26 protein-coding genes and 5 pseudogenes are annotated in these 26758 nt (G+C 50.5%); 17 read left to right on the top strand and 14 right to left on the bottom strand.

Annotated features, from left to right (window positions below; all coding sequences use genetic code 11):
• Nucleotides 1–103 precede the first annotated feature (103 nt).
• Nucleotides 104–892, bottom strand: coding sequence for a sulfite exporter TauE/SafE family protein (locus C2E16_RS09410; RefSeq protein ID WP_038626482.1), 789 nt, complete (start codon nucleotides 890–892; stop codon nucleotides 104–106).
• Nucleotides 893–999: 107 nt separating this feature from the next.
• Between C2E16_RS09410 and C2E16_RS09405 the strand changes: the two are divergent.
• Nucleotides 1000–1766: pseudogene (locus tag C2E16_RS09405) on the top strand (AraC family transcriptional regulator).
• A gap of 217 nt (nucleotides 1767–1983) precedes the next feature.
• On the opposite strand, the gene C2E16_RS09400 reads toward C2E16_RS09405, so the two are convergent.
• Nucleotides 1984–2868, bottom strand: a complete 885-nt coding sequence (locus C2E16_RS09400) for a LysR family transcriptional regulator (RefSeq protein ID WP_038626483.1) — start codon at nucleotides 2866–2868, stop codon at nucleotides 1984–1986.
• Between the two features lie 199 nt (nucleotides 2869–3067).
• Here C2E16_RS09400 and C2E16_RS09395 point away from each other — a divergent pair, with 199 nt between their 5' ends.
• Nucleotides 3068–4204, top strand: a complete 1137-nt coding sequence (locus C2E16_RS09395; protein WP_084970549.1) for an alpha/beta hydrolase — start codon at nucleotides 3068–3070, stop codon at nucleotides 4202–4204.
• Nucleotides 4205–4560: 356 nt separating this feature from the next.
• Here C2E16_RS09395 and C2E16_RS09390 read toward each other — a convergent pair whose 3' ends face one another.
• The gene (locus tag C2E16_RS09390) at nucleotides 4561–5694 is read right to left on the bottom strand and encodes a glutathione-independent formaldehyde dehydrogenase (RefSeq protein WP_038626485.1); all 1134 of its coding nucleotides are present in this window, start codon (nucleotides 5692–5694) and stop codon (nucleotides 4561–4563) included.
• Between the two features lie 71 nt (nucleotides 5695–5765).
• Between C2E16_RS09390 and C2E16_RS09385 the strand changes: the two genes are divergently transcribed.
• Nucleotides 5766–6035 carry a hypothetical protein gene (locus C2E16_RS09385; RefSeq protein WP_133052070.1) on the top strand — a complete coding sequence of 90 codons (270 nt, stop codon included), beginning with the start codon at nucleotides 5766–5768 and terminating at the stop codon, nucleotides 6033–6035.
• A 118-nt stretch (nucleotides 6036–6153) separates the two neighbouring features.
• Here the strand turns inward: C2E16_RS09385 and C2E16_RS09380 are convergent, their stop codons facing one another.
• The 3 genes from C2E16_RS09380 to C2E16_RS09370 form a co-directional block, all read right to left on the bottom strand.
• Nucleotides 6154–6576 carry a GNAT family N-acetyltransferase gene (locus tag C2E16_RS09380; protein ID WP_084970548.1) on the bottom strand — a complete coding sequence of 141 codons (423 nt, stop codon included), beginning with the start codon at nucleotides 6574–6576 and terminating at the stop codon, nucleotides 6154–6156.
• A 506-nt stretch (nucleotides 6577–7082) separates the two neighbouring features.
• The gene (locus C2E16_RS09375) at nucleotides 7083–7550 is read right to left on the bottom strand and encodes a GNAT family N-acetyltransferase (RefSeq protein ID WP_084970547.1); all 468 of its coding nucleotides are present in this window, start codon (nucleotides 7548–7550) and stop codon (nucleotides 7083–7085) included.
• 342 nt (nucleotides 7551–7892) lie between these two features.
• Nucleotides 7893–9040 (bottom strand): IS3 family transposase gene (locus C2E16_RS09370; protein WP_104951483.1). Its coding sequence is split into 2 segments (ribosomal slippage): nucleotides 7893–8803 and nucleotides 8803–9040, totalling 1149 coding nucleotides; the frame shifts between segments, so codons are not numbered across the junction.
• 114 nt (nucleotides 9041–9154) lie between these two features.
• Between C2E16_RS09370 and C2E16_RS09365 the strand changes: the two genes are divergently transcribed.
• The 6 genes from C2E16_RS09365 (at nucleotide 9155) to C2E16_RS09340 (ending at nucleotide 15296) form a co-directional block, all read left to right on the top strand.
• Nucleotides 9155–9955, top strand: a complete 801-nt coding sequence (locus tag C2E16_RS09365; RefSeq protein ID WP_257152267.1) for a LysR substrate-binding domain-containing protein — start codon at nucleotides 9155–9157, stop codon at nucleotides 9953–9955.
• A 150-nt stretch (nucleotides 9956–10105) separates the two neighbouring features.
• Entirely contained in the window at nucleotides 10106–11098 is a 993-nt protein-coding gene (locus C2E16_RS09360) for a zinc-dependent alcohol dehydrogenase family protein (RefSeq protein ID WP_084970836.1), read from the top strand.
• Nucleotides 11099–11556: 458 nt separating this feature from the next.
• Nucleotides 11557–12432 carry an MBL fold metallo-hydrolase gene (locus tag C2E16_RS09355; protein ID WP_084970834.1) on the top strand — a complete coding sequence of 292 codons (876 nt, stop codon included), beginning with the start codon at nucleotides 11557–11559 and terminating at the stop codon, nucleotides 12430–12432.
• 68 nt (nucleotides 12433–12500) lie between these two features.
• Nucleotides 12501–13379 carry a DMT family transporter gene (locus C2E16_RS09350; RefSeq protein WP_244947422.1) on the top strand — a complete coding sequence of 293 codons (879 nt, stop codon included), beginning with the start codon at nucleotides 12501–12503 and terminating at the stop codon, nucleotides 13377–13379.
• Nucleotides 13380–13457: 78 nt separating this feature from the next.
• Complete coding sequence (locus tag C2E16_RS09345; protein WP_084970844.1) at nucleotides 13458–14294, top strand: helix-turn-helix transcriptional regulator; 837 nt, start codon at nucleotides 13458–13460, stop codon at nucleotides 14292–14294.
• Nucleotides 14295–14780: 486 nt separating this feature from the next.
• Nucleotides 14781–15296 (top strand): GNAT family N-acetyltransferase, encoded by a 516-nt coding sequence (locus C2E16_RS09340; RefSeq protein ID WP_038626648.1) that lies wholly within the window; start codon nucleotides 14781–14783, stop codon nucleotides 15294–15296.
• Nucleotides 15297–15476: 180 nt separating this feature from the next.
• Here C2E16_RS09340 and C2E16_RS09335 read toward each other — a convergent pair whose 3' ends face one another.
• Nucleotides 15477–15788, bottom strand: coding sequence for an antibiotic biosynthesis monooxygenase (locus tag C2E16_RS09335; protein ID WP_084970842.1), 312 nt, complete (start codon nucleotides 15786–15788; stop codon nucleotides 15477–15479).
• Between the two features lie 111 nt (nucleotides 15789–15899).
• On the opposite strand from C2E16_RS09335, the gene C2E16_RS09330 reads away from it, so the two are divergent.
• Entirely contained in the window at nucleotides 15900–16418 is a 519-nt protein-coding gene (locus C2E16_RS09330; protein WP_084970832.1) for a GrpB family protein, read from the top strand.
• Nucleotides 16419–16628: 210 nt separating this feature from the next.
• Here the strand turns inward: C2E16_RS09330 and C2E16_RS09325 are convergent, their stop codons facing one another.
• Nucleotides 16629–17336, bottom strand: a complete 708-nt coding sequence (locus C2E16_RS09325; RefSeq protein ID WP_084970830.1) for a hypothetical protein — start codon at nucleotides 17334–17336, stop codon at nucleotides 16629–16631.
• A gap of 463 nt (nucleotides 17337–17799) precedes the next feature.
• A pseudogene (locus tag C2E16_RS21405) lies at nucleotides 17800–18018 on the bottom strand (hypothetical protein); the annotation flags it as partial.
• A 137-nt stretch (nucleotides 18019–18155) separates the two neighbouring features.
• On the opposite strand from C2E16_RS21405, the gene C2E16_RS09320 reads away from it, so the two are divergent.
• The 7 genes and pseudogenes from C2E16_RS09320 to C2E16_RS09290 all read left to right on the top strand — a co-directional run bounded on the left by C2E16_RS09320 (nucleotide 18156) and on the right by C2E16_RS09290 (nucleotide 22900).
• Nucleotides 18156–19214 (top strand): catalase family peroxidase, encoded by a 1059-nt coding sequence (locus C2E16_RS09320; RefSeq protein ID WP_084970828.1) that lies wholly within the window; start codon nucleotides 18156–18158, stop codon nucleotides 19212–19214.
• Nucleotides 19211–19749 (top strand): annotated as a pseudogene (locus C2E16_RS09315) (cytochrome b). The gene C2E16_RS09320 and the pseudogene C2E16_RS09315 overlap by 4 nt, the downstream one beginning before the upstream one ends.
• Before the next feature lie 9 nt (nucleotides 19750–19758).
• Nucleotides 19759–20268, top strand: a complete 510-nt coding sequence (locus C2E16_RS09310) for a sigma-70 family RNA polymerase sigma factor (RefSeq protein WP_174705314.1) — start codon at nucleotides 19759–19761, stop codon at nucleotides 20266–20268.
• Nucleotides 20265–21002: an anti-sigma factor family protein gene (locus C2E16_RS09305; protein WP_038626501.1), complete on the top strand. Its 738-nt coding sequence runs from the start codon at nucleotides 20265–20267 to the stop codon at nucleotides 21000–21002. The genes C2E16_RS09310 and C2E16_RS09305 overlap by 4 nt, the downstream gene beginning before the upstream one ends.
• A gap of 279 nt (nucleotides 21003–21281) precedes the next feature.
• Complete coding sequence (locus tag C2E16_RS09300) at nucleotides 21282–21758, top strand: cold-shock protein (RefSeq protein ID WP_038626502.1); 477 nt, start codon at nucleotides 21282–21284, stop codon at nucleotides 21756–21758.
• A gap of 208 nt (nucleotides 21759–21966) precedes the next feature.
• Entirely contained in the window at nucleotides 21967–22506 is a 540-nt protein-coding gene (locus C2E16_RS09295) for a DUF2058 domain-containing protein (RefSeq protein WP_038626503.1), read from the top strand.
• 148 nt (nucleotides 22507–22654) lie between these two features.
• Nucleotides 22655–22900 carry a YmjA family protein gene (locus C2E16_RS09290; protein ID WP_038626504.1) on the top strand — a complete coding sequence of 82 codons (246 nt, stop codon included), beginning with the start codon at nucleotides 22655–22657 and terminating at the stop codon, nucleotides 22898–22900.
• Nucleotides 22901–22981: 81 nt separating this feature from the next.
• On the opposite strand, the gene C2E16_RS09285 is transcribed toward C2E16_RS09290, so the two are convergent.
• From C2E16_RS09285 to C2E16_RS09260, 5 genes and pseudogenes are all read right to left on the bottom strand, one after another.
• Nucleotides 22982–23767, bottom strand: coding sequence for a DUF3750 domain-containing protein (locus C2E16_RS09285; protein WP_084970826.1), 786 nt, complete (start codon nucleotides 23765–23767; stop codon nucleotides 22982–22984).
• Nucleotides 23768–23883: 116 nt separating this feature from the next.
• Nucleotides 23884–24243, bottom strand: a pseudogene (locus C2E16_RS21400) (hypothetical protein); the annotation flags it as partial.
• Between the two features lie 34 nt (nucleotides 24244–24277).
• Entirely contained in the window at nucleotides 24278–24535 is a 258-nt protein-coding gene (locus tag C2E16_RS09275; protein WP_038626507.1) for a hypothetical protein, read from the bottom strand.
• Nucleotides 24522–25358: pseudogene (locus C2E16_RS09270) on the bottom strand (filamentous hemagglutinin N-terminal domain-containing protein); the annotation flags it as partial. The pseudogene C2E16_RS09270 and the gene C2E16_RS09275, both read right to left, overlap by 14 nt.
• 277 nt (nucleotides 25359–25635) lie before the next feature.
• Entirely contained in the window at nucleotides 25636–26505 is an 870-nt protein-coding gene (locus C2E16_RS09260; RefSeq protein ID WP_306552691.1) for a hypothetical protein, read from the bottom strand.
• Between the last annotated feature and the right edge of the window lie 253 nt (nucleotides 26506–26758).

The raw sequence follows: 26758 nt of genomic DNA, 5'->3' as shown, positions 1-26758 counted from the left end.
AGAGCATAGAACTCATTCCTCAAGGTCCGCTTTGTGCCAGAAGCAACTCTTCATGCAGATATTGCTGCTGTAATAGCAACCGAACTCGCAACACAGGGTTTGTTTAAAGCAACATTGCCATTAGTACTATGCACAGCAGCATCACGTAGATTCGCGCATGCCAGACATCGGGGACGGCGGGGATCGTCCTGCGGCTGAAAACTATACCCGCCCAGCCGGTAACCAGGAGCAAGCCCAGGATTTTCAGGCTGATAAATCCCACAAAGCCGCCTGCCGGAATTTTGTGCCAGCCGCTTATCGCATAGGTCACCGCACCGCACAGCGCCACCGGCAGGGAAAGCGGGTTGGCCGCGCTAATACACGCGCGCATCGCATGGCCGTGTCGTCGTAACAGTGGCACCGTCATTACGCTGCCGCCCACGCCCAGCAGTGCAGCAATCATGCCGATTAGCATACCGCCAACGGTGACCGTTAAAAGTGTTAAGCGACGCGGCGCACTGCCGCTGAAGAAACCTTTGCGCAACAGACAGTCCCCAATCGTCGCCAGCATATAAAGGATAAAAAGCGCGCGAACCAGCGCTTCGCTCAATATTCCCGCCAGCCACGAACCGGCCACCGCGCCCATGGCGATAAACCACAGCAGCGGGAACAAGATGGATGAAGAAAGCCTGCCCGCACGCCAGTTTTGGTAGCTGACCCAGCCCGCGTTAAAAATCATCACCGCAGTCGAGGTGGCGACGGCAATATGCATCGCACTGCCTGCCAGCTGCGGCTGCCGCACCAGCAACTGGTAAACAAAGGGCACCACCACAAAGCCGCCGCCGAAACCAAAAAGTACCGTTGTTATGCCGGTAGTAAAACCGGCCAGTGCAATAATCATCAGATCGTTCAAAGAAGTGTCCCGTTTGAAAATGAGGCAGTAGCTTATCGCGCCAGCGCCCCGCTTCCCATTTGCGCAGCGCTCAATTACCCTTGCAAACTGGTCAGATGGAGGCGGAAGTGCGAAACGGAAAAATTGACGATTTCGATCGGCTGGATCGGGAGGTTGTGGCGCTCGGCAACGACTATGCGCAGGGATTTATCCTGCCGCAACACCAGCACCGCCGCGCGCAGCTTCTGTATGGCGCAACCGGCCTGATGCACGTCTCAACCCGTGACGGGAAATGGGTGGTGCCGCCCCAGCATGCGGTATGGATCCCCCCAAAACCCTGCATGCCGTAAAGTTTGTGGGCGTCACTACGCGTAGCCTGTATATCGAACCCGCATGCGCGGCCAGATTGCGTAACATCAGCCGCTGTGAAGTGATTGGCGTATCGCCGCTGTTGCGGCAGCTACTGCTGGAGGCGGTGGATTTGCCGCCGCGCTATGACAGTGTACGCGATCGGGCGCTGACAGATTTGATGCTGCTTGAACTGGCGGCAATGCCGGTGCGCGCGTTCGATATTCCTTTGCCGCAGCAGCCCGCGCTGCTGGCGCTGTGTCAGGCTTTTTTACTCGCGCCAGCCATCCACGATCAGGCCGAGCGCTGGGCCAGCGCGCTGTTTATGAGTGGCAGCACATTTCGTCGCCATTTCCGGCAGCAAACCGGCATGTCGTTTTCCGCCTGGCGTCAGCGAGCCTGTGTGGTCAGCGCGCTGTCATTGCTGCTAACGGGCACACCGGTGAATGAAGTCGCGTTGTCGCTCGGTTATGAAAATGGCTCCTCCTTCGCGACAATGTTCCGTCGGGTTACGGGCCAGCCACCTTCGTTTTATCACCCGACTTAACAGGTGTAGTTTACCTGCTGCCACAGGGTCAGCCTGTAAGTTTCTCTGCGCCACTGGCTGAACAGACGCATGGCAGTTGCTGTTTTGAGGTTAGAATACGCGCTGTATAGCCACGGCAAAGGAGCAATGCTGGAACAATAACGTCCGCTTTGTGCCATAAGCGGACGTTATTCCGATAACAAAGAGCGGAACAACGAAGAATATAAATAGCTAAACTTCAGATTTTCAGTATATCAATGACGACTCTCAGTGCCGGCGACACATTGCGGTGAGGATAATACAGGAATGAACCTTCCAGGCGCTGGCTGTAACGTGGCAACGCCCTGATAAGATTGCCTTGCTCTAAATCATCAGCGACCAGTTCCTCCGGGACATAAGCCAGCCCCAGCCCCAGTCTGGCTGCTTTTGCTTCCATGTAGCTGTCAGAAAAGGCCCACTGTCCTTGTGGTCGGTGCGTTATTTTTTTACCGTCCTGAAGGAGTTCCCACTGATAAAGGCTACCATCGGCAAACTGGTAGGCTATACAAGGATGAATCACTAAATCAGCCGGTGTTTGTGGAAAGCCATAGCGACGAAAATGCTCGGGCGTAGCTACAACAACCATCTCCATGTCAGGTGTAATACGCACCGCGACCATGCCCTGTCCTACCTCCGGCCCCAGCCGCACGCCGGCATCAAACCGCTCAGCGATAATATCGACGAACCGGCTTTCACTGATGAGTTCAAGCCTGATATCGGGGTAACGGTGCTTAAATAGCGCCAGCTTCGGTAAAAGAACTTTATCAATAGCATGCTGGCTGGCATTGATGCGTACCGTACCGGACGGGGTATTCCGGTAATACGCCAGCGTGGCAAGACCCGTATCTAAAGCATCAAATCCGGATTCTGTTGTCTGATACAGTTGCTCACCTGCCTGTGTTAACGACAGCCTGCGCGTAGTGCGAACCAGAAGCTGTATACCCAGCCTTTCTTCAAGTTCACGGACAGAACGACTAACGCCTGATTGTGCAAGTCCAAGACGATGTGCCGCTGCAGTGAAACTGCCCTCCCGCACCACCTGCATAAACAAGTAGAGCTCATTATAGTTTTCCCGTTTTGCCATTTGCGCGTCCTCAGAATATCTGGCCGCAAATGATGTCTGCTGCGGCCCTTCATTTATAACAATATGCTATTAATCCTAGCAATTTTTACCCTCTAATCAGCACTATTTCTGCTACCTATAATGAGCGCATTGCATCAAAGCACAGCAGTACTCTCCGTATGAAACCGGTACCTCACTTTTCTTTTTCAGGGGAATTTAAATGAATGTTTTCACCAGAAAGCTGACAGCCGCGCTACCCGCTACGCTGCTATGCGTATCATTAAGTGGAGTTACGACAATGAGTTATGCTGACACATCTAATCCGAACTCGCCTGTTTCAATGGTAGAAAAATGGGATAAAACCTTTGCAGAGAGCGATAAGGTTGATCATCGCAAGGTGGCATTCCAGAACCGTTACGGGATCATATTAGTAGGGGATCTTTACATCCCCAAAAACCGGGGCGAACGTAAACTGGCTGCGATTGCATTAAGTGGTCCTTTCGGTGCGGTCAAAGAGCAATCAAGCGGCCTGTATGCACAGACCCTGGCCGAACAGGGATTTGTTGCGCTGGCATTCGATCCTTCTTACACGGGTGAAAGTGGTGGCTATCCGCGTAATGTTGCCTCTCCGGATATCAACACTGAGGACTTTAGCGCGGCGGTTGATTTCCTTGGATTACAAAAAGAGGTGGATCGCCATCGTATTGGATTACTCGGTATTTGCGGCTGGGGAGGCATGGCACTCAATGCGGCGGCGATGGATACACGCGTAAAAGCAGTTGCGACCAGCGTGATGTACGACATGAGCCGGGCGATGGGACATGGCGTTGGTGATGGCAAAGACCGTTATTCAACAGCCGATCGCCGTGCCGTATTACAGTACCTGAACGAGCAGCGCTGGAAAGATGCTGAAAGCGGAACTATCGCCCGCGGTAGTCACGATATTAATGTGGATAAGAATGGCAGCGTAAGCGCTTCTGAGCGAATTCTGCCGGAAACATTACCCGCGAATCCACACCCGGTACTGAAAGAGTTTTTTGATTATTACAGAATGCCACGCGGCTTCCATGGGCGTTCTGTTAACTCTAATGGCGCATGGAATGCAACGATGCCCTTGTCGTTTATGAATATGCCGCTGCTTAGCTACGCAAATGAAATCACTATTCCTGTGTTGATTGTTACAGGTGAAAAAGCGCACTCGCGCTATTTTGCAGAAGATGCCTACAAAGCGGTTGGCAGCACTGAAAAAGAGCTTGTGATCGTCCCCGGCGCAAACCACGTGGACTTATACGACAACGCTGCAGGTAAGATCCCTTTTGCCAGGTTTGAACAGTTTTTCAAAACCAGCTTAAGGTAAAAACGCAGCTCAGAATCGTTTAAAAGCCACCTGTAATACTCAGGTGGCTTTGACTCTGGATCTATCCCGACATGATGTTACATAGAATCCTTATAATATCGCACTTCATTCTCACCCACTCTCATCGTTATTACATGAATAGCGTTTATTTCGTTTATGCCTGAAGAAGATCGGGCGCTATTCACAGGTCCTGATAATATTCATAATGCGTCATTAAACATCACAATAGATACAGGGGCGAGCCTGGCAGCAGAAGATAAATATTATGACAGGATACGCAATGGTATCCCGTCGATATTTCTACATTGTTCCGGTTTAATTGTTCCGATTTAACTTTTATAACCGATCAGCGTCAGTTAAGGCTTAAGGATAACCTTCGTCCATCCCTCATCGCGATCGTCAAAGTGCTTATATCCCTCAGGCGCCTCAGCAAGTGAAAGACGGTGTGAGATTATGCCGCCCGGGCTGGCTTTACCCTGATGGATCAGACGGGCCAGCTGACGATTATAGGCTTTGACGTTCGCCTGGCCGGTGCGGATTGACTGTCCTTTAAACCAAAAACTGCCGAAATCAAACGGCATCTTACCTTCTTTGGCAAGGTCTGATGCAGCTCCCGGATCCTGCGGGATAAACACGCCAACCACACCAATTCCCCCGGTTGCTTTGGTTGATGCAACGAGGCTGTTCATAGTGACCGAATTATCTTCATGGCCATGTTTGTTACAGCACTGATAGCCCACGCATTCACAGCCACAGTCAGTGCCGCGTCCGTCAGTTAAGTCGAGAATTCGTTGCACGGCTTCATCGCCGGTCGCATTGATGCCCGTCGCCCCCATTTTCTCTGCCAGCGCTAAACGGTCCTGGTGTGTATCCACTACAAATACCTGTGAAGCGCCTTTTATCATGGCTGAGTGTGCGGCCATCAGACCCACCGGCCCCGCGCCGTAAATGGCTACGCTTTCGCCAGGCTTTAATCCGGCGAGTTCTGTCGCATGCCAGCCGGTAGGGAAAATGTCAGAGAGCATCACATAATCATCTTCTTTTTCTACTGCGTCAGGCGGAAGCACCAGGCAGTTAAAGTCTGCAAAGGGGACCCGAAGCAGTTCCGCCTGACCACCCTCCCAGGAGCCCATTTCAGCAAAACCATAGGCCGCGCCCACAGTACCGGGATTGGTGGTGAGGCAAAAACCGGTCAGACCTTTTTCACAATTCTCGCAAAAACCGCATCCGACATTAAATGGCAGACAGACATAGTCACCGACCTTAACACGCTCCACTCCTGAGCCAATTTCAACCACCTCACCCAGGTTTTCGTGCCCCAAAATACGTCCCTGCTCAAAGCTGGTCCGACCCTCGTACATGTGCAAATCCGATCCACAAATATTGGTGGTGGTAATGCGGACAAGCACATCGGTGGGGCGAACAATTTTTGCATCCGGCACGTCTTTAACTTTTACATCATAGGGACCGTTGTAAATAACTGCTTTCATGATCTTCTCCTGCTTGCGGCCGGAAAGGTGTGGCTGCCCTACCGGGTAAGTGTCAACTAAGTTTAGCTGCCATGATTGATAACGCAATCGACAGCAAGGCAATCGGGAGGTTTCTTATCGGATACGTTGAGGAATGCTGGCCGGGGATGACGGTCAAAGACAGCCGGGAAAAGGTCAGGATCATGCCGCATCAAGCCGAGCGGCAGCAGCCGGTAGCGTTGCGGGAATATTTGCGTAAAACAGTTATCAATTATCGGCAGCAATCTCAGACGCAGCCTGAAGGTAAAGACCCGATTTATCAGAAAGATGATTTACCTTACACCCGGCCAGTTTTTGCCTGATTCACTGCCAGAACCTTCTCAGAGAGGCACTTCCCGTTAGATACAGAGGTCGCTAAAACCCTGGCCTCGCTGAGCCTGGCACCCTGGATATGGGTGTCTGTGTACCCTTCTCTCTGCGCTACGTTAAGGCTGGAATAAAAAATATCGCTTCCGGGTCCCCGTCATCGAGATTGTCGACCTGACCGCTGGGGATAAATCCGGCGTTCAACAGCAGCCGTTGCATTGGCAGGTTAGAACGATGGGTGGAGGTGAACAGCTTCGGGTGCTGGCAGCGGGACTTCAATGCTGCAATCAACGCCAGACCGATACCCCTGCGGCGGTAGTGTTCCCCTACCATCAGCATTTCAATAAAGCCGTAGCCGAAGAAATGGTAGTTCAGCACGCCATATCCCATCGCTATTCCCTGCAGTTCGGCAATATAACAGACAGACCAGGCACACCAGATGCGGATTTGCGCCGCACCTTCTGGCTGGCTCTGGGCAACAATGTCGATAGTAATCAGGGATATAGCATCGTTTTCAGTGGTCAGGCGAACACGCATATTCAGTCTCCCTCTCTTTAATTGACTGCAGTGCAGCCTTAATAAAACGGCAATCCCGCACAGATTTTTTAATTTCATACGGGATTTTACAATTCCATAAGATGATTAGTTAATCCTAATCATCCCAGAGAGGCAGGGTTCATTTTCTGAAAGTTATCGTTAACCGGATATTGGGCCACCAGAAAAGCCCTCATGATTCAGAAAGTAAGCAAACGTTTTAACCTGCAGCCTATGGAAGCAGTCTGCGGCTGGTTCACCTGTGAGATTCGATACACTGACAGGAATGGGGAGCGCCATATATCAGAATATAACCGGCGGAGCCGGGCTTACGGCGCCGTTCAGCTCAACGTTATCTAACGCTTCCTGCCGCTAAAGCCGCATTCAGCGGGCCTGCTCCTGCCTCAGACAGTGAGTCAGGATTCATGACAAAGGTCGCTTTGTGCCAGAAGCGGACTATGCAAACTCAGGAGCTAATACGCCAGCCTGGAGATGAGTATGAGCGCAGGTTAGTCAGGTTTTTTTTCGTGGTTATAAATATCAGGCCGGGTAATGCTCCATGCGTAGTTTTTCCGATTAACAGGTTCGTAGCCAAATTTTTCATAGAGCCAGGGAGCTGTCGTTGTAAACAACATAATTCTACGAAGCTGCTCAAAGACAGGATGATGATGAATACACTGCATCACCCATCTTCCCAGCCCCTCTCCCTGATATTTCTCCAGAATATAAACATCACAAAGGTAAGCGAACGTAGCGTAATCTGTTATCAAACGCGCGAAACCTATCTGGGTTTTATCATGATAAACGCCAAAATTAAGGCTGTTTTCGATTGATACATTGACAGTAGCCAGATCAATCTCTTTAGCCCAGGTCGACCTCGTCAGATAGCGATGGATGGCCTGCACATCCAGTTTTTTCCTGTCTGTACTTACAAGATAGTTATCCTTATGCCACTCCTGCTTCTCTGAAATGTTCACATACGCTCCTGTTTATAAAAGTCCGGGTAACATGACCATATCATTTGATGTTAAATCGTACTATCAGCACTGCTTCGGAATAATTTAATTCTACGCTGTTATCAATGAGGCTTTAGGTCCGCTCCTCGCTCAAAGCGGACCTTCGCAATTGTCCGCTTTGTGCCAGAAGCGGACATTTTGAAAGCCATTAAGCCCTTAATTTGATGCCCATCGGAATTGTTTACTTTACAATGCCAACTACAAACAACTTAAATTGAGCCGGGTAATCACGTGCATACCAACATGATTGAATACCTAAATATTTTCATCCAGGTTGTTGAGCAGTGAATCGCCACGGATAATCTAGACACTTCCGAGCCGTTGATAATACTGGTTTTCATATTCTGTCGGTGACATCTGATCGCTGGAACCATGCCGACGCTTACTGTTATAAAACATTTCGATGTAATCAAAAATATCACTGCGGGCTTCTTCCCGCGTTCCGTAGATCTTTTTCTTTATCCGTTCACGTTTCAACAACTGGAAAAAACTTTCTGCAACCGCATTATCATGGCAGTTACCGCGACGGCTCATGCTACCCTCCAGGCCGTGTGATTTCAGGAACGACTGCCACTCATGGCTTGTGTACTGACTGCCCTGATCCGAATGAACCAGCACCTGTTTTTCGGGATTACGCCGCCATACAGCCATCAGCAGTGCGTTCAGGACAATGTCCTTTGTCATCCGGGATTGCATGGACCAGCCGATAATTTTGCGTGAGAACAGATCAACAACAACGGCAAGATACAGCCAGCCTTCGTGGGTCCTGATGTAGGTTATGTCCGTTACCCAACGCTCATCAGGAGCATCCGGATTGAACTGTCGCTGGAGCCTGTTGGGTGACACGATACTGGCCTCGCCTTTACGTGCCCGCGGGCTTCGGTATCCGACCTGAGCCTTTATTCCGACACGTTTCATCAGTCTCCAGACTCTGTTTACTCCGCACTGTTGCCCGCTGTCACGCAGATCCAGATGGATTTTGCGATAACCATAGACGCATCCCGATTCCAGCCAGAACTGTTTAATCTGTCCTGTCAGTCTCAGGTCTGCCTGATGGCGTTGTGAATGCGGCTGCTGAAGCCAGGCGTAAAAACCACTGGGATGAACATCCAGCACCCGACAGAGCAGGCGAACAGGCCAGCAACAGGAGTTGTCACGGATAAAGGCGTACCTCAGTCGGACAGCTTTGCGAAGTACGCCGCGGCTTTTTTTAATATGTCCCGTTCGTCGGTAACCCGTTTCAGCTCTTTCTGGAGACGGCGGATCTCGGCCTGAGCATCTGACTGTTCTTTATTAGTGGAAGAATCCGGACCGTACTTCTTTATCCAGGCATAAAGGCTGTGGGTGGTGATATCGAGACGTGTTGCAACGCTGGCAACAGAATAACCGCGATCAACAACCTGTTTGACTGCTTCAGTTTTAAACTCTTCGGGATAACGCTTACCGCTCATGGGCACCTCTCTTTAAGCCATCTTAAATGACTCTGAGGTGTCTGTTAAACCCGTGGCGATTCACAGGGGAGTTTCTCTAAAGCCGCTGACGTGCTTCAAATCCATCGCCCCACCGTGAGCAAAGCGATACAGCAAATAGAGCATGATCTGGGTGTAAAACTTATTCATCGTACAACCCGCAAACTGAGCGTTACGGCAGAAGGGGACGAGTTTTATCATCATGCCAGGCACGTTCTGGCCGAAGTTAACGACATGATGGCCAGTTTCTCTCCCTTTCTTCCACCCAGAGGACGCCTCAGGCTGGATGTTCCCTTGGCGCTGGCTCATACTGTATTAATCCCAAACCTCAAGCATTTCCAGACACTCTATCCGGATATTGAAGTAGTGCTGGTTTCATCGGATAGAAAAACTGATTTAATTACGGAAGGCGTAGACTGCCTTGTTCGACTGGGCGTGCTTCAGGATTCAAGCTTCATCTCCAGGCGCATTGGTTATATCAGAATGGTCACATGCGCGGCTCCCTCTTACCTGCAACAGCACGGAAGGCCGGAAACACTTGCGGATCTGGAGCAGCATCGGGCGGTTAACTTTTTCAACGTTCATAGTCGCGACGTGATGGAATGGACGTTTATCGAAGGCGGGAGCATCGTATCGCGACGCCTTGTGAACAGCATACTGGTTGATAACTCCGATATTCTGCTTTCCTGTGGCCTGGCCGGTTTAGGCATTATCCAGGCCACATTTGACGCCCTCGCCCCCCATATCGCTTCCGGCGCTCTTGAAGAAGTTCTTCCGCAGTACCCTTCAGTATCTAAGCCTGTCTCAGTGATGTATCCGGACAGGCGCTACCTGTCTCCAAAAGTACGGGTCTTTATCGACTGGTTCAGTAACGTTCTGGCTAAACAGATCAGCTGAGACAGACAGATTGTTAATCGATAATTAATACTGAAGTTCTCTGTCAGCTATTTTTGGTGCGTTTAGAACAACGTAGATTGTTCGTAAATGATTCGGGCACGCCTTTAACACTGTTCTGAAGACGTGCCACTAACCAGATGAGAGCTTAATATGTCCAGAGTAGTTACCTTTAACCGCACCGGTGGTCCGGAAGTGCTGGAAGTTGTTGATGTAAATGTGCCCGCACCAGCTGCGGGAGTAGTACAGATCCGCGTACGAGCGATAGGCCTCAACCGGGCAGAAATAATGTACCGCAACGGGCAATATGTAATTGAGCCGGAATTCCCTGCTCGTCTTGGTTATGAAGCAGCTGGCATTGTTCAGGCTGTGGGTGAGAATGTTGAAGAGTTTGCTACTGGCGATCTGGTCAGCGTGATCCCTTCATTCATGTTTAACGAGTATGGCATGTACGGCGAACTGGTTAATGCACCTGCGCACGCAGTTGTGAAGCATCCTGAAAACCTTTCCTTTGAAGAAGCTGCAGCAAGCTGGATGATGTATGTCACTGCTTATGGCGCGCTGGTTGAATATGGCAACCTTCAGGCCGGACAGAATGTCGTGATCCGCGCAGCTTCCAGCAGTGTTGGCCTGGCTGCTATTCAGATAGCTAATATGCTGGGTGCAAAACCCATTGCGCTGACGCGCACTGCAGAAAAAAGCGAAATGCTTCTGAAAGCCGGTGCCGCCGCTGTCATCGCCACTGCGGAGCAGGATATGGTTGCTGAAATCAATCGTGTGACAGATGGCGCGGGCGCTCACATTGTTTTTGACCCCGTTGGCGGCCCTGACGTGGCAAAACTGACTAAGGTGATGGCACCGCAGGGCATGTTCTTCCAGTATGGCGCGCTCGACAGCCGTGACATGGTTGTGCCCGTATTTGATATTCTCGGCAAGCATCTGACTCTGCGTGGGTATGAGCTGTTTGAAATCACAACGAACCCTGAAAAAATGGCGCGTGCAAAGCAGTTCGTTACTGAAGGCTTACGTTCCGGCAAACTGAAGCCTGTCATTGATAAAACGTTCCCGCTTGAAGACATTGCAGACGCACAGCGCTACATGGAGTCTAACGGGCAGGTAGGCAAAATCATCGTGGTCGTTGAGTGATTAGCTAATCCACTATGAAAAATCTGAACTCACCGATCGTATTATTTACCTAGTTATTATCTGTTTCAGCGACATATGCGGCGGAGTCGCCCATCGAGCGAAAAGCTTCAGGCTGACGTCAGCCTTGGCCGGTAACCGCTATTACGGCACGGCTGAAATTTATAAATAAACCTGCTGCAGCCCGGAAATATTCGGGCTTTTTTAATGATGATTTCAGTGCTGACGGCAGAAATAGTGTGTTGGCTGCAGCAGGCTGCAATGCTTCTTATTTCTTCATCCTGACCAGCAGCACTTTATCAATTCAGCTGCTTTATCTTGCCCTCATTATGATAGTGCTCAGTGCTTTGGCATTCCACTTTGAGCGTTTCACGTACCATGTTGAGCAGTTTCTTTTATCAGTTACGGTACGATTATCCCGGTAATTTCCCTGTAATCACATCATCGAAACGGAGTAACACATGACTTCACAACTTAACTGGCAGGCACCGGCCATAAATCGCAAAAAAGTGGGCGACATGACTGTGACTATGCTCAGTGATGGTTACCTGGACGTATCCTTTGAGCTGCTGTCTGGCATTGATGGCTCTCGTGCTGAAGCGCTACTTCAGAAGCGCGGCGCTCCGGCCTTGCCTCGTATCAATATCAATGTTTATGTCATCCAGACACCTGAGCGTACCATTCTGGTAGACAGTGGCGCAGGCGGTATTAATGGCTGGGGAGGTCGTCTTCAGGTTGCCCTGGCAGCAGCAGGTATTGACCCGCTCGCTATTGATACCATCCTGCTGACTCATGCGCACCCGGACCACATTGGTGGCCTTGCCGGTCCTCTGCAGACGCCGGTTTTTCGTAATGTTCAGCAGCTTTATGTTCATGAGAAAGAGCTCGCATTCTGGCGAGACGAAACTATTTCAGCTGGCGCACCTGATGTATTTAAACCTTTCTTTGAAGTAGCCAAAAACGCTTTTAACGCTTACGGCGACAAGCTGATGCCGTTCCGTGAGGAAGCTATCCTGCCGGGCATTCAGACTGTAGAACTGTTTGGGCACACACCGGGCCACAGCGGATACCTACTGGGCGATGAAAAAGAGTCTCTGCTCATCTGGGGCGATATTGTACATTTCCCACATGTCCAGATTGCTCAGCCTGAGGTCACCATCGCATTCGACAGCGATCCTGTTGCCGCTGCTGCTGTTCGCGGCAAACTGCTTGACCGTGCGGCGAGTGATAATCTGGCTGTGAGTGGAATGCATTTTAACCTGCCGACGACCGGTAAGGTTGTACGTGACGGCAGCAGCTATGCACTGAACTACGACCTCTGGTCACCCGCAGTCTGACCTTCCGCCTTCCTTGTGCGGCAGAGCCGCCGGGGAGGGCTCCTTTCCCGGATATCTTCTGTTACCTCATGAATATGACATCCTCACAAAAGAACTGGCTTATTGCCATAACGCCCTGGCTGTTTGTCTTTCTCTGGAGCACAGGCTTTGTTGCAGCTAAATTCACAGTTCAGTTCAGCGGGCCCTTTCACCTGCTGTTCTTACGCGGGGCGTTTTCCTGCCTGATATTCCTGTTACTTGCACTGGCATTCAGGTCACACTTCCCTTCCCGTGCAGGTATTGTGCGCAATCTGATTGTAGGACTGTTTCTGCAGAGTTTTTTCCTCGGAGGGTGTTTTTACGCGATTCGCCGGGGTATGCCGGCAGGGATTGTGGCTCTTATCACGGGTCTTCAGCCGGTGCTGACGGCCATACTGGTATCAGTGCTGCAACGTCAGCACCTCCGCCCGCGTAAATGGTCCGGAATTGCGGTCGGCTTTGCCGGAGTATATCTGGTTCTCTCACCTGGCCAGCACAGCTTTTCATTAAATCCAGCGGCTTTTGGATCAGTAATTATCGGTCTGCTGGGTGTGACCATTGGTGCGCTTTATCAGCGTCGCGCACAGGGCGAAGGCCATATCTTCGCTAACACGTTTTTACAGTACGTCACGCTGACCGTCTCTATGGGCCTGATAAGCCTGCTGTTTGAATCAACATCTACACAATGGAGTTTGTCATTTGCGCTGGGGCTTGCCTGGCTGGTTATTGGCGTATCAGTTCTGGCAGTGATGCTTCTTATATTTATGATTCGTAGTGGTGAAGCAACAAAAGTGGCGACCTATTTTTACCTGGTACCCGTACTGACTGCGGCTGAAGCCTGGCTGCTGTTTGGGGAAGCTATTACGTTACCTATGCTGACAGGCATGGCTGTAACCGTTGTCGGACTGGTTTTTGTCATCCGGGAATAGGCAATCGCACCAGCCGCTCTATGCTTTTCCATATGGCGGCTTAAAATTGAGGCAAAATTGAATATCTTCCCGATGAGCATGCAAACTGTAAAATTATCAGACTCTCCTGTAGATGACCTACTTGCCGAGCTTCTTACTCTGGCACGTTCACACTTTCCATTACCCTGTGACTGCCTGAGAGCGGAGCAGACGCATCAGGTAAAAAAATTCGAAGTAGAAGGCGCTACCCTTTCCTTCCCACTTGAGGGGGAATTTCGTTACCGTGAAAACGACGAATGGCGCAGCGTGCTTCCCGGTGAGATCCTTGTTATCCCCAATGCACGCAGTATTGATATCGAATATGCGCCGTCTGATCAAAGCGGTGAATTCGTTGCCCTGAGCGTGGTTCTTACCGAAGAGCAGCTTGAAGCAGCAAGATTGCTGCTGTCGGCTCCGCCCCCACAGGATACTGGCAGTATTGCAGCTGTTTCAGTGTCGTCACTGCTTTCCCCTCTGACCAGATGGACTCAGGCTATGCGTGAAGGAAAGCGGCCGCTCTCCCTGCATGCAATGGTTGAGGTTGTGCTGTGGCTGTATGCCATGGGACACCATGCATTATTGCGTGCCAGGCAGCCCAGCCTGGCCATGAAGATCCGCCAGATGGTAGCCGAAAAACCGGGTCATTCATGGACCGCTGCGGAAATAGAGGAAATTACGGGTCTCAGTGGACCAACGCTTCGCCGCCATCTTGCGAGCGAATCTACTAGCCTGCGTTCAGTCATTGCGGATGCACGTATTGGTGCAGCGCTCAGGCTGCTGATGACGTCGGAGTTGCCGGTAAAAACTATCGCCGCACGGGTGGGATACAACTCTGCAGCGAGCTTTAGCAGGCAGTTTACGGAGCGTTATGGAGTTGAGCCTACAGGTTTTCGCTGAAGCTAATAGCGGCGGATAACGTACTGTCCGGCCATAGCTCTACAGCTGGCACCTTAGGTAATACCGGTAACCTGGCTTCCTAAACAGGCGCAGGCTTTTAAATAATTTGCCTGATATAATTGCTCCCTGTGAGTAAAGATAACGATACTGATATTATCGGCCAGAGAAAAGGCAGTATAACTAAAGTAACCTGTTAATTTTTTTACTAGTTATTATGGCGAGCCTGTCGGCAGATCATTGAGAAAAACTGCCTGACGTTGGCACCTCATTATGTAGCTGTATTGTTCGACGCAGTGAGATAATAAAGGGTACGACATTCCGCGACTATCCAGCCCTAACAATAATGTCCGCTTTTCGCTCAAAGCGGGCTTTGCCCTGCCTTCCTTCTGTCTGGCCGCATCGTGCCAGCAACACAATTTTCCGTTATACAAAGAGGCCAGTTATGATGGGCTGTTTGAATGGATAAAGCACAGGGAGAACGTACAGTTGGACATCACTATCAGCGCTGCACAGCCTGAACATTTTGCCGATCTGCGCGCCATTGAGTTGGCTGCTTTTGAAACATTGCGTGAAGCGGGTGCGGTAACAGGTCAGGCTGTCGCAAATAGTCTGGAAGAATTTTGTGTTTTCAGCCGCGACGGTCTGCTGCTTGCCGCCTTTGCGCCAGATTCTCAACCCGTAGGGTTTATCGCGGGCAAATTCCAGGATATATGGTTGCACATTGCTGAAATGGATGTGCATCCACACTGGCAGCGCCGTGGCATCGGGAGATTATTGATGCAGACTCTGCTCTCATCCGCGCAGCAACGCGGTCTGGCTGGCGCCACACTCACCACAGATAATATAGCGGCCTTCAATGCCAGATTTTACGCCAGGCTGGGTTTTGAAATTGTTGAAGGCCCTTCGTGTCCACTGCATCTGATAAGACAGAAAGCAGAGGAAATGGAGAGAGGTTTCATTCCAACGCGGCGCGTAGCAATGTGGTTGAAATTTGAGGGTTGAGCGTTGTAATAACGGTCATATGGTCCGCTTTTCGCTCAAAGCGGACCTTCGCAATTGTCCGCTTTGTGCCAAAAGCGGACGTTCATATCAACTGTAGGCACCCACACTGTTATGTAAGATATGAGTACCGGGCTCCCCCAAAAGGGAAGAGGCCGCCTCATGGCATCAGCCAGCAAATTACTATAAAGGGGATACGGTTTGGACGTTATGCTGGAAGACGTAAGGATCGGATAGCAGCTGAAATTGCTCGTCATCCGGATAGGTAATTGCAATCTGGTACTGTTCGCCTGCGAATGCTTTCACTGCCTCAAGATCTTTCCAGTAAGTTGCCAGGAAGAAATGCTCCCAATCACCCTGCGTCTCTCTGCGTACATATGTCCCCAGATTTCCCGGTGTCCTCTCTGAATGTTCAACACCGGTTTTTTGTAAATGGTTTGCAAAGCCTTCTGCATGCTTGACTGGTACGCATCCGTGCCATGTTCTTACAATCATGTTTCTACCTATATGTTCTGGAAGGGTTTTAAACATAACATAGTGAGGATTGATGTGGGATTCGTGAGCGAAATCTAATGTTAAATACTCAGGGCTAAGGAAGAGGTGTATATGCGGACAATTATTGTTGTGCCATACGATGATAAATGGCCTGAGATGTTTGAAGCTGAAAGTTTATTGTTAAAGACATTGCTCGGTGGAGTGGCTAAAAGCATCCATCATATTGGCAGTACATCTGTGCCTGGTCTTTCAGCAAAACCCGTAATCGACATACTGCTGGAAGTCTCCGACATTAATGAACTGGATAGATACAACTCTGCAATGAACCACGCCGGGTATATTGCTCGCGGTGAGAACGGGATTTCGGGACGTAGATATTTCATTAAGGGCGGTGATCAGCGTAGTCATCAAGTGCATGCGTTTGCTGTTGGTGATATGCAGGTAGTAAGACATCTTGCTTTCCGTGATTACCTAAGAAAAAACAGAGTCATTGCTGGGGAGTATGCTGAGATAAAACTCTCGGCAGCATTACTCAGTAAAAACGATGTTCATCGCTATAGCGCGCTTAAAGCGAACTTTATAGAGCATCATCTACGACTGGCGCTGAATGCCCAAGAACGTTCGAGATAGATTTCGTTGCCGGGGTGTTATGTTTGATGTAATGGGCATACTCAAACGCCATGAGCTAAACGTCCGCTTTTCGCTCACAGCGGACCTTCTGCTCAGTGACTTCGGCCGCTTCGTACCAGAAGCGGTGCCCTGCCCCTCGCTCCTAGCAGAGCTTTCGCCCACTGCGCTTGATCGATGGGCCAATAGCAGACAGGGCCGTAGCCCTTCATTTCAGAATGAAGCCAAAGGGATATACGGATATGTCGCTGACTTGTTGCGGGTATCGTCGATCTCCTGATTGAAATCATCAATAGATATCTTCTTGAAAGTCACACTAAGAAGGACCTCGTAATGCTCAACTAGTTGAGTGAATGTACGAGCACCACCATGACGACCATCTTTGAGCGCTTTGTACAGAGTGGTATTTACCGCTCTGATATTTGACGTGCTGGGAGCATCTTTTGACGCTTTTATGAGCTTCTGTAGGATAGTCAGTGTGGTTGATTCGCCTTTGATTTTCCTTTTCTCATCGTCCGTCAGAGAAATGAACGTCTGGAGTACCCTGATAAGACGTTTCATTCTTGGATCTGATTCAGCTTTCAGCGGTTTAGTAATCCCGCAGCCACTCTTTTTACTACCACCAGAGGACTCGCCCGTAAGGGGGTTGTATGATGGAATTTCCTCAGGTCGCTGTCCATTCAAATCGAACCACCCCTTTGCAGCGTACAAGCCACAGGTAAAATACCCTTTAAGCTTCGGATTCTCCCTGCTGGTAAACAGGAAAAGATAATAATCCGTCGTTATTAGTCCATCGTGATAAGCGGTTTTCGCCTGTCCCGGTAGCAGAACCGACCGGGTGATTGCTTCAACATAGTAGCGTTTATACGCCGCATCTCTTACCGCTTGAGTCGTCTTGCTGTACTCCTTTGGCCAATCCATTTAGCTCTCCTACTTGATGTTTTCAACGGTAACAAAAGTAAGAATGTAACATACAGTCATATCAACGATCTTAGTGTCCCACCCATTTTGAGCAATCGTATCAAAGTAACAAAAGGGGTATATATTGTGGTTCGTCGCCCTCTTAACGCTTTCCAGCCCACAGCCAGTACCTCTCGGCTAATAATAGTGACAATTTCTTTTGGGTGCAGCTGTGGGCGATTTTGCTGCGGAGAAGCTGATAATGAGGAAATGTAGTAGATTACTGAATGTAACCAGCTGAAAAAATATAAATTAAAAGCTAGTTTCTCGCTGAAGTAGGCCAGGATCACCTGCTGGCTATGCACATCATGAAAGAGCTAAATGTCCCGTCTAGTTTATCAACCCGGATAAGCTGTAATTGACTGAGTGGCTCCCCTTAATGCTTTTTCTCAATCAAAAGGTATGGATGGGACCAGTCAGTGATCTATTCATAAGAAACAAATCCATCATGCTCTAGCGCACAAACGCCCTTATGGCTGGTAACGTAATCGTATACAGCCTGACTTTCCAGTCTCTGTAACATGTGCAAAAGCAGCTTGCGTCGCATCACATCCGACTTCCAACGTTTACACGCTGCCAAATCTTTCCAGGTGATGTTGAAAGGCTGGCCTACCGCATTGGTAACACATTTACCGTAACGTGAATCGTCACGGGTTTAACAGACACCTCAGCACTAAAACGCAGCCCGCGCAAAATAGCGCAAAAAAATTATCTGGCGACGGGAATAACTCTTCCTGTGGTTCGTCTTATGCATTCTTAGCACACAGATGAGCCTTTAACATGCCGCATTCTTCTCTTTTACTCAGGCAGAAACTGACGCGCCTTTCACTGATTGCCGCCGTTCCGCTGTCACTCACCTTCCTGATTTTATGGGCAGGAGGATGGCTGACCCCGCAACGTCTCTCCGCCGATAAGCTGATTGTCACGCTGGAGCAATCCGGCGGAAAACATCCTGGTTACCGTCGTAACCATGCCAAAGGGGTATGTGTGGTGGGCAATTTTATTTCCAGTGGCAACGCCAGCGCGATTTCCCACGCAGCGCTTTTTGCTCAGGGGATGACGACCCCGGTGACAGGACGACTGGCGTTTGCCGGCGGTAATGCAGATGCGCCCGATTATGCCGTTCCTGTTCGCAGTATGGCGCTACTGTTCCAGTTAGCAGATGGAGAACAATGGCGTACCGGGATGAATGCCATTCCGTTTTTTCCGGTAGCGACGGTGCAGGGATTTTACGACCAGCAGGTCGCTTCACGACCCGATCCCGCAACCGGAAAACCCAGGCCAGAAAATATAAAAAACCTTATTGATAAGCATCCAGAAATTGTCCCCTTCCTGAGCTGGTTAAAGCATTATGTTCCCTCCTCCAGTTGGGGAAGTGACCAGTTTAATAGCCTTAACGCCTTCTTCTTTGTCGATAAAGCGAATAATAAACATCTGGTCCGCTGGAGCATGGTGCCGCGAATGCCGCGTCAGCCGATAACCGCGGCGCAGCGAACGGATAAACAGTTTTTGCAGGAAGATTTGCAGCAACGCCTCGCCAGCGCGCCGCTTAGATGGGATTTGATTATCACGGTAGCCGGAGCGGGCGATCCAGAGAACGACGCCTCCAAAGTCTGGCCCGCCGATCGGCAGACGATTAATGCCGGAACGCTGACAGTCACTCGCGCCATGCCGCAACAGCAGGGAGCCTGTAATGACATTAATTACGATCCGTTGATTCTGCCGGATGGCATAGCCGCTTCCAGCGATCCGCTCCTTAATGCGCGATCGGCTGCCTATGCCAAATCTTACAATCTTCGCACCCGCGAGCAGTCTGAACAGTCAGGGCACTCATTATGAAACAGGTTACGCATTTTCATCCCGCGCTGCGCGTGCTGCACTGGCTAATGGCTACCGCCATACTGGCTATGCTGTTTATTGGCGTTGCGATGGTTTCCACTGTGTCGTCACTGCATGCGTTGCTGGTCTCTCTGCATAAACCACTCGGGCTGATGATATTGCTGCTGGTGTTAGTGCGTTTATGGTTACGCTTCTTTACCGCAACGCCCCCTTGCCCCGCTCGATTCCCGGCTGGCAGCGCGGGCTGGCGCATCTCTCACACTGGATACTGTATGCGCTGATGCTGGCTCAGCCGCTGATTGGCTGGGCGATGCTGTCGGCGGCAGGCTATCCGATCACCATCGGTGCTGGAATTGTTTTACCGCCACTGTTACCGGTTAATAATGATGTCTATGCTCTGTTACGTCCGCTGCATTCTCTCGTCGCTCTGCTGCTGTTTGTGACCATCATGGGACATCTGGCGGCGGCATTACTGCATGCGCTAATACTGCGTGACGGTGTGTTTGAGAGTATGACCGGACAGCGCAAACCTTGAGAGGCGGCTGTGTCAAATCTGACTGATGATGAAATCCGGGAGATGATGCCGCATTTGCAGCGATTTGCACTGTGGCTGACCCGTAATCCGCACAGCGCCGACGACCTGGTGCAGAGCTGTCTGATGAAAGCCCTGACCCACAGGGCGCAAAATACCCGTGACCAGAGTTTGCGCGCCTGGTTGTTTTCTGTGCTTTACCGGCAGTTTATTGACGGGGAACGCAGACGAAAACGCTACCACGCGATTCTGGCTTTTTTCACCGGCGAAGATCTACCGGGCCCCTCTGTCGAAGCGATGGCAATAGCCGACGATACGCTGGCGCTGTTTGCTACGCTGCCGACCGACTATCGCGCTGTTTTGTTGCTGGTGAGCGTGGAAGAGCTCACCTATAAAGAGGCCGCTATGGCACTGAATATCCCGCTGGGAACCGTCATGTCTCGTCTTTCCCGGGCGCGTAAATTGTTACATGAGAAATCGGAAGGCAAAGTGAGTCCGATGTCACTGAGGAGGCTAAAATGACCCCCGACGAACAGCAACTGCACGCCTGGATGGATGGCGAGCTTGATGAGGCGACGGCGCAGCAGGTAGAGCGCTACCTGGCGGAAAATCCCCAGGTTGCCGCACAAATGGCCGCGTTGCGTCATGAAATGCAGCATCTACGTCATGCAATAAACCGGCAGCCGTTGCACATGAATAGTGTCGAACCCCATTATTTTCATCGCCGCGTGCGAGAGCAGCGGCAAAGAAAGGTGGCGCTGGCCTGTCTGTTTGTTCTCTCCCTCAGCGTCGGCGGAATGACCGGATGGCAACTTAAAGATGCGCAAATGTCAGCGCCTCTGCCAATGGAAGATGCCGTTCAGGCCTATAAACTGTTTGGCGATGAGACAACGCTTCCGCTCGACGTGAGCGCCAGTCAGCATGCAGAGCTGGCAGGCTGGGTGACGCGCTATTTTATTCGCGGCGCGCTGCCGCCCAACCTTGAACGCTATGGCTTTAAACCGCTCGGCGCTCGCCTGATGGCGACGGCGCAGGGGCCAGCCGCCGTGGTGATGTATCAGGATCCACGCGGCATCCGTGTCGCCTGGTATATCCGGCCGCTTAGCCAGAATAAAATATCGCAAGGGGAGCGTAAAGCAGAAAATGTTATGGCGCAATACTGGAGCGACGAACATTATAACTATGCCATGGTCACACCGCTTGATGCACCTGAAGCGAGTAATGTACGTAAGGCGCTCTCTCAGAACCTGACTTAGTTCAGCAGGAATGCGCTGCGGTAATGCCCGGCATGGAATCAAGCAACAGCTAATCCACGCGCCTGCGTGGATTTTTCATTTTATGCCCTCACCCTTTCATAAAAGCACGGCGCCAAATAAGCGCACAGGCTATTCAGTCTGACGAACAGCAGCGCCGCTCGCCGGAACAAAATTTATCAGCCAGACTTAAACCAAAGGCGTAGTCTGCACCGGCGTTGTGTTTTACACTGCGCGCTGCAAAATCTCAGTTAATAAACGATTAAGTAGGCGGTAACGGCGATGAAAGGAACGATCACAACCTGGTTTCAGGATAAAGGTTTTGGATTTATCAAAGATGAAAACGGCGATAACCGTTATTTTCATGTGATTAAGGTCGCCAACCCGGAACTGATTAAGAAAGATGCGGCGGTGACTTTTGAACCGACAACCAACAATAAGGGTTTATCAGCGTATGCTGTGAAAGTCATCCCGGAAAGCAAATACATCTATATCGCGGGCGAACGCCTTAAGCTTACCTCAATTAAATCTTACGTGGTTTACAGCGAAGAGGAGCCTGTCGCGAGCGGCATCGATAAAGAAAAGCCGATACTGTCGGTGGGCATACTGATGAACAATATCAGGCCGAAAAGCGCTGAGAAGCCCGGTGAAATGCGCTCGGTGAAAAAACTGGCGATCACCACCTTTCAGGGCACGACCTTAATCTTCTCGGAAGATGAGATCGATATAGAGAGCACGGTAAAGCTGCTCAAGGTCTGAATCACCCGGCCCGATCCTGCCGAAATTCTGCATCGCTCATAAGCAGGGTTTCGGCATCGCTTACAGACCGCGTTAAGCCTCGCCAGAGGGCGCTTTCCCCCTTTCGGCAGCACATGCAAGCCGCACGGCGCTCAGGCTCTGCAACCTGATACGGTTACAAAAATAACAGGTATCATTCCACAATTATTTAACTGGTGTAGAAACGAAGATGACAAAACTCACCCTACAGGAACAGATGCTCAAGGCTGGATTAGTAACCAGCAAGAAAATGGAAAAAGTGCAAAGAACGGCGAAAAAATCACGCGTTCAGGCACGTGAGGCAAGAGCGGCTGTAGAAGAAAACAAAAAAGCGCAGCTTGAGCGAGATAAGCAGCTAAACGAACAGCAAAAACAGGCTGCCTTGTCTAAAGCGTATAAAGCTCAGGTGAAGCAGCTCATTGAAATGAACAAGATCGAGATTGTAAAAGGGACGATTCGCTTTAACTTCACCGATGGGAAGTTAATTAAGGAAATGATGGTGGATAAGGCGACACAGGCTCAGTTGATTAGCGGACGTCTCGCCATTGCTCGTTTGGCCGCTGATAACAGCGATGAGAGTACATACGCTATTATTCCCGCAAGCGTAGCCGACAAAATCGCGCAGCGCGATGCTAACAGTATTGTTTTAAATAGCGCACTGAGCCAGGAAGCGCAGGATGAGGAAGATCCTTACGCTGATTTTAAAGTGCCCGATGATTTAATGTGGTAATGAACGCTTTTGCGATACGTATCGGTGAAAGGGTCTTCAGGCTTTCACTGAGACGATATGTTGCGCCCGTTCATGGAAGAAGGGTTGGCAACGGCCAGACAGATGCAGCAGCCCTCACCTGATACAGGCATACCCCAGGAGACGCCTTATGAACAATGAAGTACCACTGAAATATTATGATATCGTGGATGAGTACTCGACCGAATCCGCAAAAGCAGTGGGTGAATCAGAACGCGAGCCCCTGGCGCGCTATTTCCAGCTACTGATTACCCGCTTAATGAATAACGAAGAGATTGGTGAGGACGCGCAGCAGGAGATGGCCAGCGAAGCCGGCATTGACGCGCGACGTATCGATGAGATCGCTGAGTTCCTCAACCAATGGGGCAATGAGTAGAAATCTTATAAACACGCCATCGCTGTAAAATCCACGCAGGCGCGTGGATTTTTCTTTTATCGAGCCGGTTAAACTTCACTATCACTCCGGGCTGACCGGATCTTTCTTCTGCAAATTATCGCGTCCCAGCCCGCCGATAAACGGCAGTCGTAAACGCAGCGGCGAAAAATCCAGCCCCAGATTGAGCCCCAGCACGTTGACCTCGAACCCCTCCTCTGCCCCCAGCGTGATGCCGGCGACGCCCAGCACCGAAACCTGCAATCCACGCCCCGACGGCGGCAGGCCAACGGGATTAAGCAGCGAGCGAAAATCTTTGCCTACCGCATTGGCTGGCAGATCCAGTTTCAGAGCGGGTACTTCGCGCCCGATATGTGCGATAAAGGTGTTGCTGTTAGGTCCGGGCCAGGCGCGGTAGGTATCCGGCCACGGGTAAGAGGCGATGGCCGCTTCAATCTGCGGAATCATCGCTTCAGCCTCTGGGCCACGATGATCCACCAGCAGGCGAGGTTTTGCGCCATACCAGTAACCATCCGGCGCGTTGCGATTGCGACGCACTTTTATTCCCGCGCCCCAGCTGATCACCTCGTAGCGATTATATTCCGTTTCACCGGCGCGTTTAAAAATGATCCACGGATGGACTGCCACCACGCCTTTCCAGCCCCATGTAGGCGCGGCATAGACCTGGACAATCGCCAGTCCGGCATTTTGCCGGGCGTTGGGCGCTATTCCGGCGGAATCACGTCGGGCAGACCACCAGCCCTCCAGCTGGCGCGAATCCCGCTGATGCATGGCCTGGGCAAGGCTGGCGACAAGCGAAAGCAAAATAATGCAAAGAAAGCTCAGACAAAAGGTTTTTATGGAGATCATGGCAGCCTGCGGTCAGGAGAGGAAAACGCATCCTCATGTCCGGCTATTGTACTGCCGTTTTTTTGCGCATCAACACCGGCTTTATTTGGCATGGGTTTAAGCTGTTCTCTTTATCGTGCTTTTTTTAGCGCGCCACCGGCTGCATTCCAGCCCACTGTTCCCCATAAGCCATTCCCCATGCTGGCAACGTTTATCCAGCCAGCAACAATAGAGTTAACCGGATTCACCTTGCCATCTTCAGCATACTGAGCACCTGCGTTTACCCCTGTGCCCAACTCCCACATCGCCTGCGCGGCACCGGGCAATAACGCCACGCCTCCTGTAGCCAGCGCTCCCGCATAGGCTTTGTTTTCCGCCAGGCCTCGCTGGCAGGCTTCTCCTGAAGGATTGTTTGCACATGACAGCACATCCTTACCATGCTCCCTGGCTTTTTCTCCCTGCGTCCATTCATTGCCGCCCAGAAGGTTATTCTCAACAACAAGACCCGCAGCAGGGGTTGGGATAGAACTTTCATTCAGGTGGAGTTTTCCGGCTTTTTCTCTCCTTTAACCAGATTTTTATCCAAATCCCGATACCCAAAATAAGGCCACCAACATATCCAGATTCAAAGAAAGAGGCAAAAACATCACCCCAATTAAAGGGGAAAAAACCCTTTTTAAAATAAATAATCACTGATGCAAGTAGTTCAGCTACAACATCGCCAATGAGTAATAAAATCAGGCAACTCAATATCAGTTTGACCAAACTAAAAAGATTATTTTTTAGCATCGGTTTTATCCTTCTTATCGAGTTCATCTTTAACAGCACTCCCTGTTTTCTCGCCGATGTAGCCTCCAAGAACCGTACCTGTTAAATCAGACGCTGCATCTTTTCCAAGCTTTGAGCCGACTCCTTTTATTATTTCACCGCCTAAGCCACCAACGACAGTACCCGCAGCCGCACCAGCCATAGAGTTAAGTGGTTCTTCTCCCTTAAATCCGCTTCCGATTGCCGCCCCGCCCATATTGACAGGAGTTGAAGCTATGATCCCTTTTCCTGTCGTTGCTGCCGCTGTTACCCCCGCCATAATCGCATCCACATAGCTGAACGGATCTTTTCCGGCAAGCTGAACACCAGTATTAACTTCCACACCGATTGCCGCATTCGTCGTCATTTCTTTCACGGTAAGACCCAGCACACTTCCGCCAAATATCAGCGGTGCATCCCCACTACTGGCATTCGATTTATGGTAGCCCCAGGTGTTCATGATGCTCTGCGCCTTCGCCATTGCCTCAGAGTCAGGATTATGTTTTATATAGTCCTGGCCTGACAGCAGTCCCTTAACCAGCTCCTGCGAGACGGCGGAACCGTATTTCTTCTCCATTTCAGCCGCATAAACCCGCTGATATCCCGCCAGTTCAGCGCGTTCCGTGCTGCTCATTTGTGAAGGGTCTTTAGTAAATTTAGACACCAGGGCATCGCTGCGCTTATCGGCATTTTCCAGCGTAATCAGCTCATTCGCAGCAGCTAATGACTTGTCACCATTCTTAATTTTCTCAACGGCCTTATCGAGTTTGTCTGAGGATGTTGCTCCAAGAAAGTTATTCTCCACTATAAAGTAAGCTCCCCGACTCAGGGGTCGGGGAGCTTTTACAAATGTTAAAAACCTTTTACTTTTAATAACCTTGCAACCCACATAACCATTCCTACAAAGCCACCAACATAAACACTGATTTTACATATGAGAAAAAATTTATACGTAGTAAAAGATACTGGAATCTGTTTATAAAAAAGGAAGAAAAACTCTCCAAAGGCATATAAAGCAAGACCAGTCAGGAAGATAGAAAGCATGCTAATCAAAACAAAGAAAACAAGAAGTAATATTGACCTCATTTCTTATTTCCCTCTTGCTTCATTTTTTGTTCTGTATACTTCCCCCCTAACTCTGAAGTGATACTTCCCCCAATATCACCAATCAAACCAGGGAAATTACTTGGTGTCATTTCCTTCGAAATGCCAAAATCACCTTTTATCTCTGTATATTTCTGTAAGGTTGAATTGAATTTCGGATCCCAGCCCTCCTTCCACCAGTTTGCCCCTGTATTAGTCCCCCAAGAAATACCCTTTCCTATACCGTAACCAATGCCTGCACCAACACCGTTTGTTATTGCTCCAGATAGTGGAGCTTTATCATCCAGCCAGTTACCCAGTGCACCGCCCGCAGCATTCCAGCCAACAGTACCCGCCAGGCCATTGCCCATGCTGATAACGTTCACCCAGCCAGCAATAGCCGCATTCGCCGGATCTATCGTGCTATCCGCCAGATAACTGATACCTGCATTCGCACCGGCTCCAAGACCCCACATAGCCTGAGCGCCACCCGGTAACAGGGCAACACTACCTGTAGCAAGCGCCAACCCTACGGCATCACGTTCATTCATTGCTTTCTGACATGCGGCCCCACTCGGATTGTCAGAACAGGTCGCCATATCGACGCCATGCTGGCGTATCCATGCAGCCTGAGCATCTTCACTACCGCCGAGTAAATTATTCTCAACAACAACTTCTTCCGTTGTACAGTCAGCCGCCGCAACCGCTTTTTCCCTGTTCTTTCCGCCACTTACAGATGATTCTGGCTGAGGCATTTCCTGAGCTACAACTTTTTGCCCCGACGCGCCTTTTTCGCCCGTACACGCTACCGCACCACTGAGCATCACCGCGCACAGCATCCATGTGAGGGCTTTCCTTATCCGTTTCATTCCGCTTTCCCTGCGTTATCCTGCTGCGCATTTTAACAGCATCTTCTCCCCTGTCATTACCGGTCCAGCGCGGCGGGAGCCGGGTCACAGCTTGCTGTGACCCGGTGAACCGTCTGCCGGGCGCGGGCTGGCGAAGCCCGCAAGCGCTGTACAGCGCTCTGAGGCACGGAAGGCTGAGGGAACGAACGGGTTTGCATGGCCACACCAGGCCGGGGTGGGAAGCGGAAGCTGGCGAGGCGGGTACGAGCAACGC

The organism is Mixta calida (assembly GCF_002953215.1).
GTDB lineage: Bacteria > Pseudomonadota > Gammaproteobacteria > Enterobacterales > Enterobacteriaceae > Mixta > Mixta calida.
Note: the sequence above shows the minus strand (reverse complement) of the source record. Positions and strands in the feature narration are given on the sequence as shown.

Excerpts from the sequence above, each read along its gene's own strand:
- C2E16_RS09400 (WP_038626483.1), bottom strand. The coding sequence starts at position 2,868 with ATGGCAAAACGGGAAAACTATAATGAGCTCTACTTGTTTATGCAGGTG.
- C2E16_RS09395 (WP_084970549.1), top strand. The coding sequence starts at position 3,068 with ATGAATGTTTTCACCAGAAAGCTGACAGCCGCGCTACCCGCTACGCTG.
- C2E16_RS09390 (WP_038626485.1), bottom strand. The coding sequence starts at position 5,694 with ATGAAAGCAGTTATTTACAACGGTCCCTATGATGTAAAAGTTAAAGAC.
- C2E16_RS09385 (WP_133052070.1), top strand. The coding sequence starts at position 5,766 with ATGATTGATAACGCAATCGACAGCAAGGCAATCGGGAGGTTTCTTATC.
- C2E16_RS09380 (WP_084970548.1), bottom strand. The coding sequence starts at position 6,576 with ATGCGTGTTCGCCTGACCACTGAAAACGATGCTATATCCCTGATTACT.
- C2E16_RS09360 (WP_084970836.1), top strand. The coding sequence starts at position 10,106 with ATGTCCAGAGTAGTTACCTTTAACCGCACCGGTGGTCCGGAAGTGCTG.
- C2E16_RS09355 (WP_084970834.1), top strand. The coding sequence starts at position 11,557 with ATGACTTCACAACTTAACTGGCAGGCACCGGCCATAAATCGCAAAAAA.
- C2E16_RS09350 (WP_244947422.1), top strand. The coding sequence starts at position 12,501 with ATGAATATGACATCCTCACAAAAGAACTGGCTTATTGCCATAACGCCC.
- C2E16_RS09345 (WP_084970844.1), top strand. The coding sequence starts at position 13,458 with ATGCAAACTGTAAAATTATCAGACTCTCCTGTAGATGACCTACTTGCC.
- C2E16_RS09335 (WP_084970842.1), bottom strand. The coding sequence starts at position 15,788 with ATGATTGTAAGAACATGGCACGGATGCGTACCAGTCAAGCATGCAGAA.
- C2E16_RS09330 (WP_084970832.1), top strand. The coding sequence starts at position 15,900 with ATGCGGACAATTATTGTTGTGCCATACGATGATAAATGGCCTGAGATG.
- C2E16_RS09325 (WP_084970830.1), bottom strand. The coding sequence starts at position 17,336 with ATGGATTGGCCAAAGGAGTACAGCAAGACGACTCAAGCGGTAAGAGAT.
- C2E16_RS09320 (WP_084970828.1), top strand. The coding sequence starts at position 18,156 with ATGCCGCATTCTTCTCTTTTACTCAGGCAGAAACTGACGCGCCTTTCA.
- C2E16_RS09305 (WP_038626501.1), top strand. The coding sequence starts at position 20,265 with ATGACCCCCGACGAACAGCAACTGCACGCCTGGATGGATGGCGAGCTT.
- C2E16_RS09300 (WP_038626502.1), top strand. The coding sequence starts at position 21,282 with ATGAAAGGAACGATCACAACCTGGTTTCAGGATAAAGGTTTTGGATTT.
- C2E16_RS09295 (WP_038626503.1), top strand. The coding sequence starts at position 21,967 with ATGACAAAACTCACCCTACAGGAACAGATGCTCAAGGCTGGATTAGTA.
- C2E16_RS09290 (WP_038626504.1), top strand. The coding sequence starts at position 22,655 with ATGAACAATGAAGTACCACTGAAATATTATGATATCGTGGATGAGTAC.
- C2E16_RS09285 (WP_084970826.1), bottom strand. The coding sequence starts at position 23,767 with ATGATCTCCATAAAAACCTTTTGTCTGAGCTTTCTTTGCATTATTTTG.
- C2E16_RS09275 (WP_038626507.1), bottom strand. The coding sequence starts at position 24,535 with ATGCTAAAAAATAATCTTTTTAGTTTGGTCAAACTGATATTGAGTTGC.
- C2E16_RS09260 (WP_306552691.1), bottom strand. The coding sequence starts at position 26,505 with ATGAAACGGATAAGGAAAGCCCTCACATGGATGCTGTGCGCGGTGATG.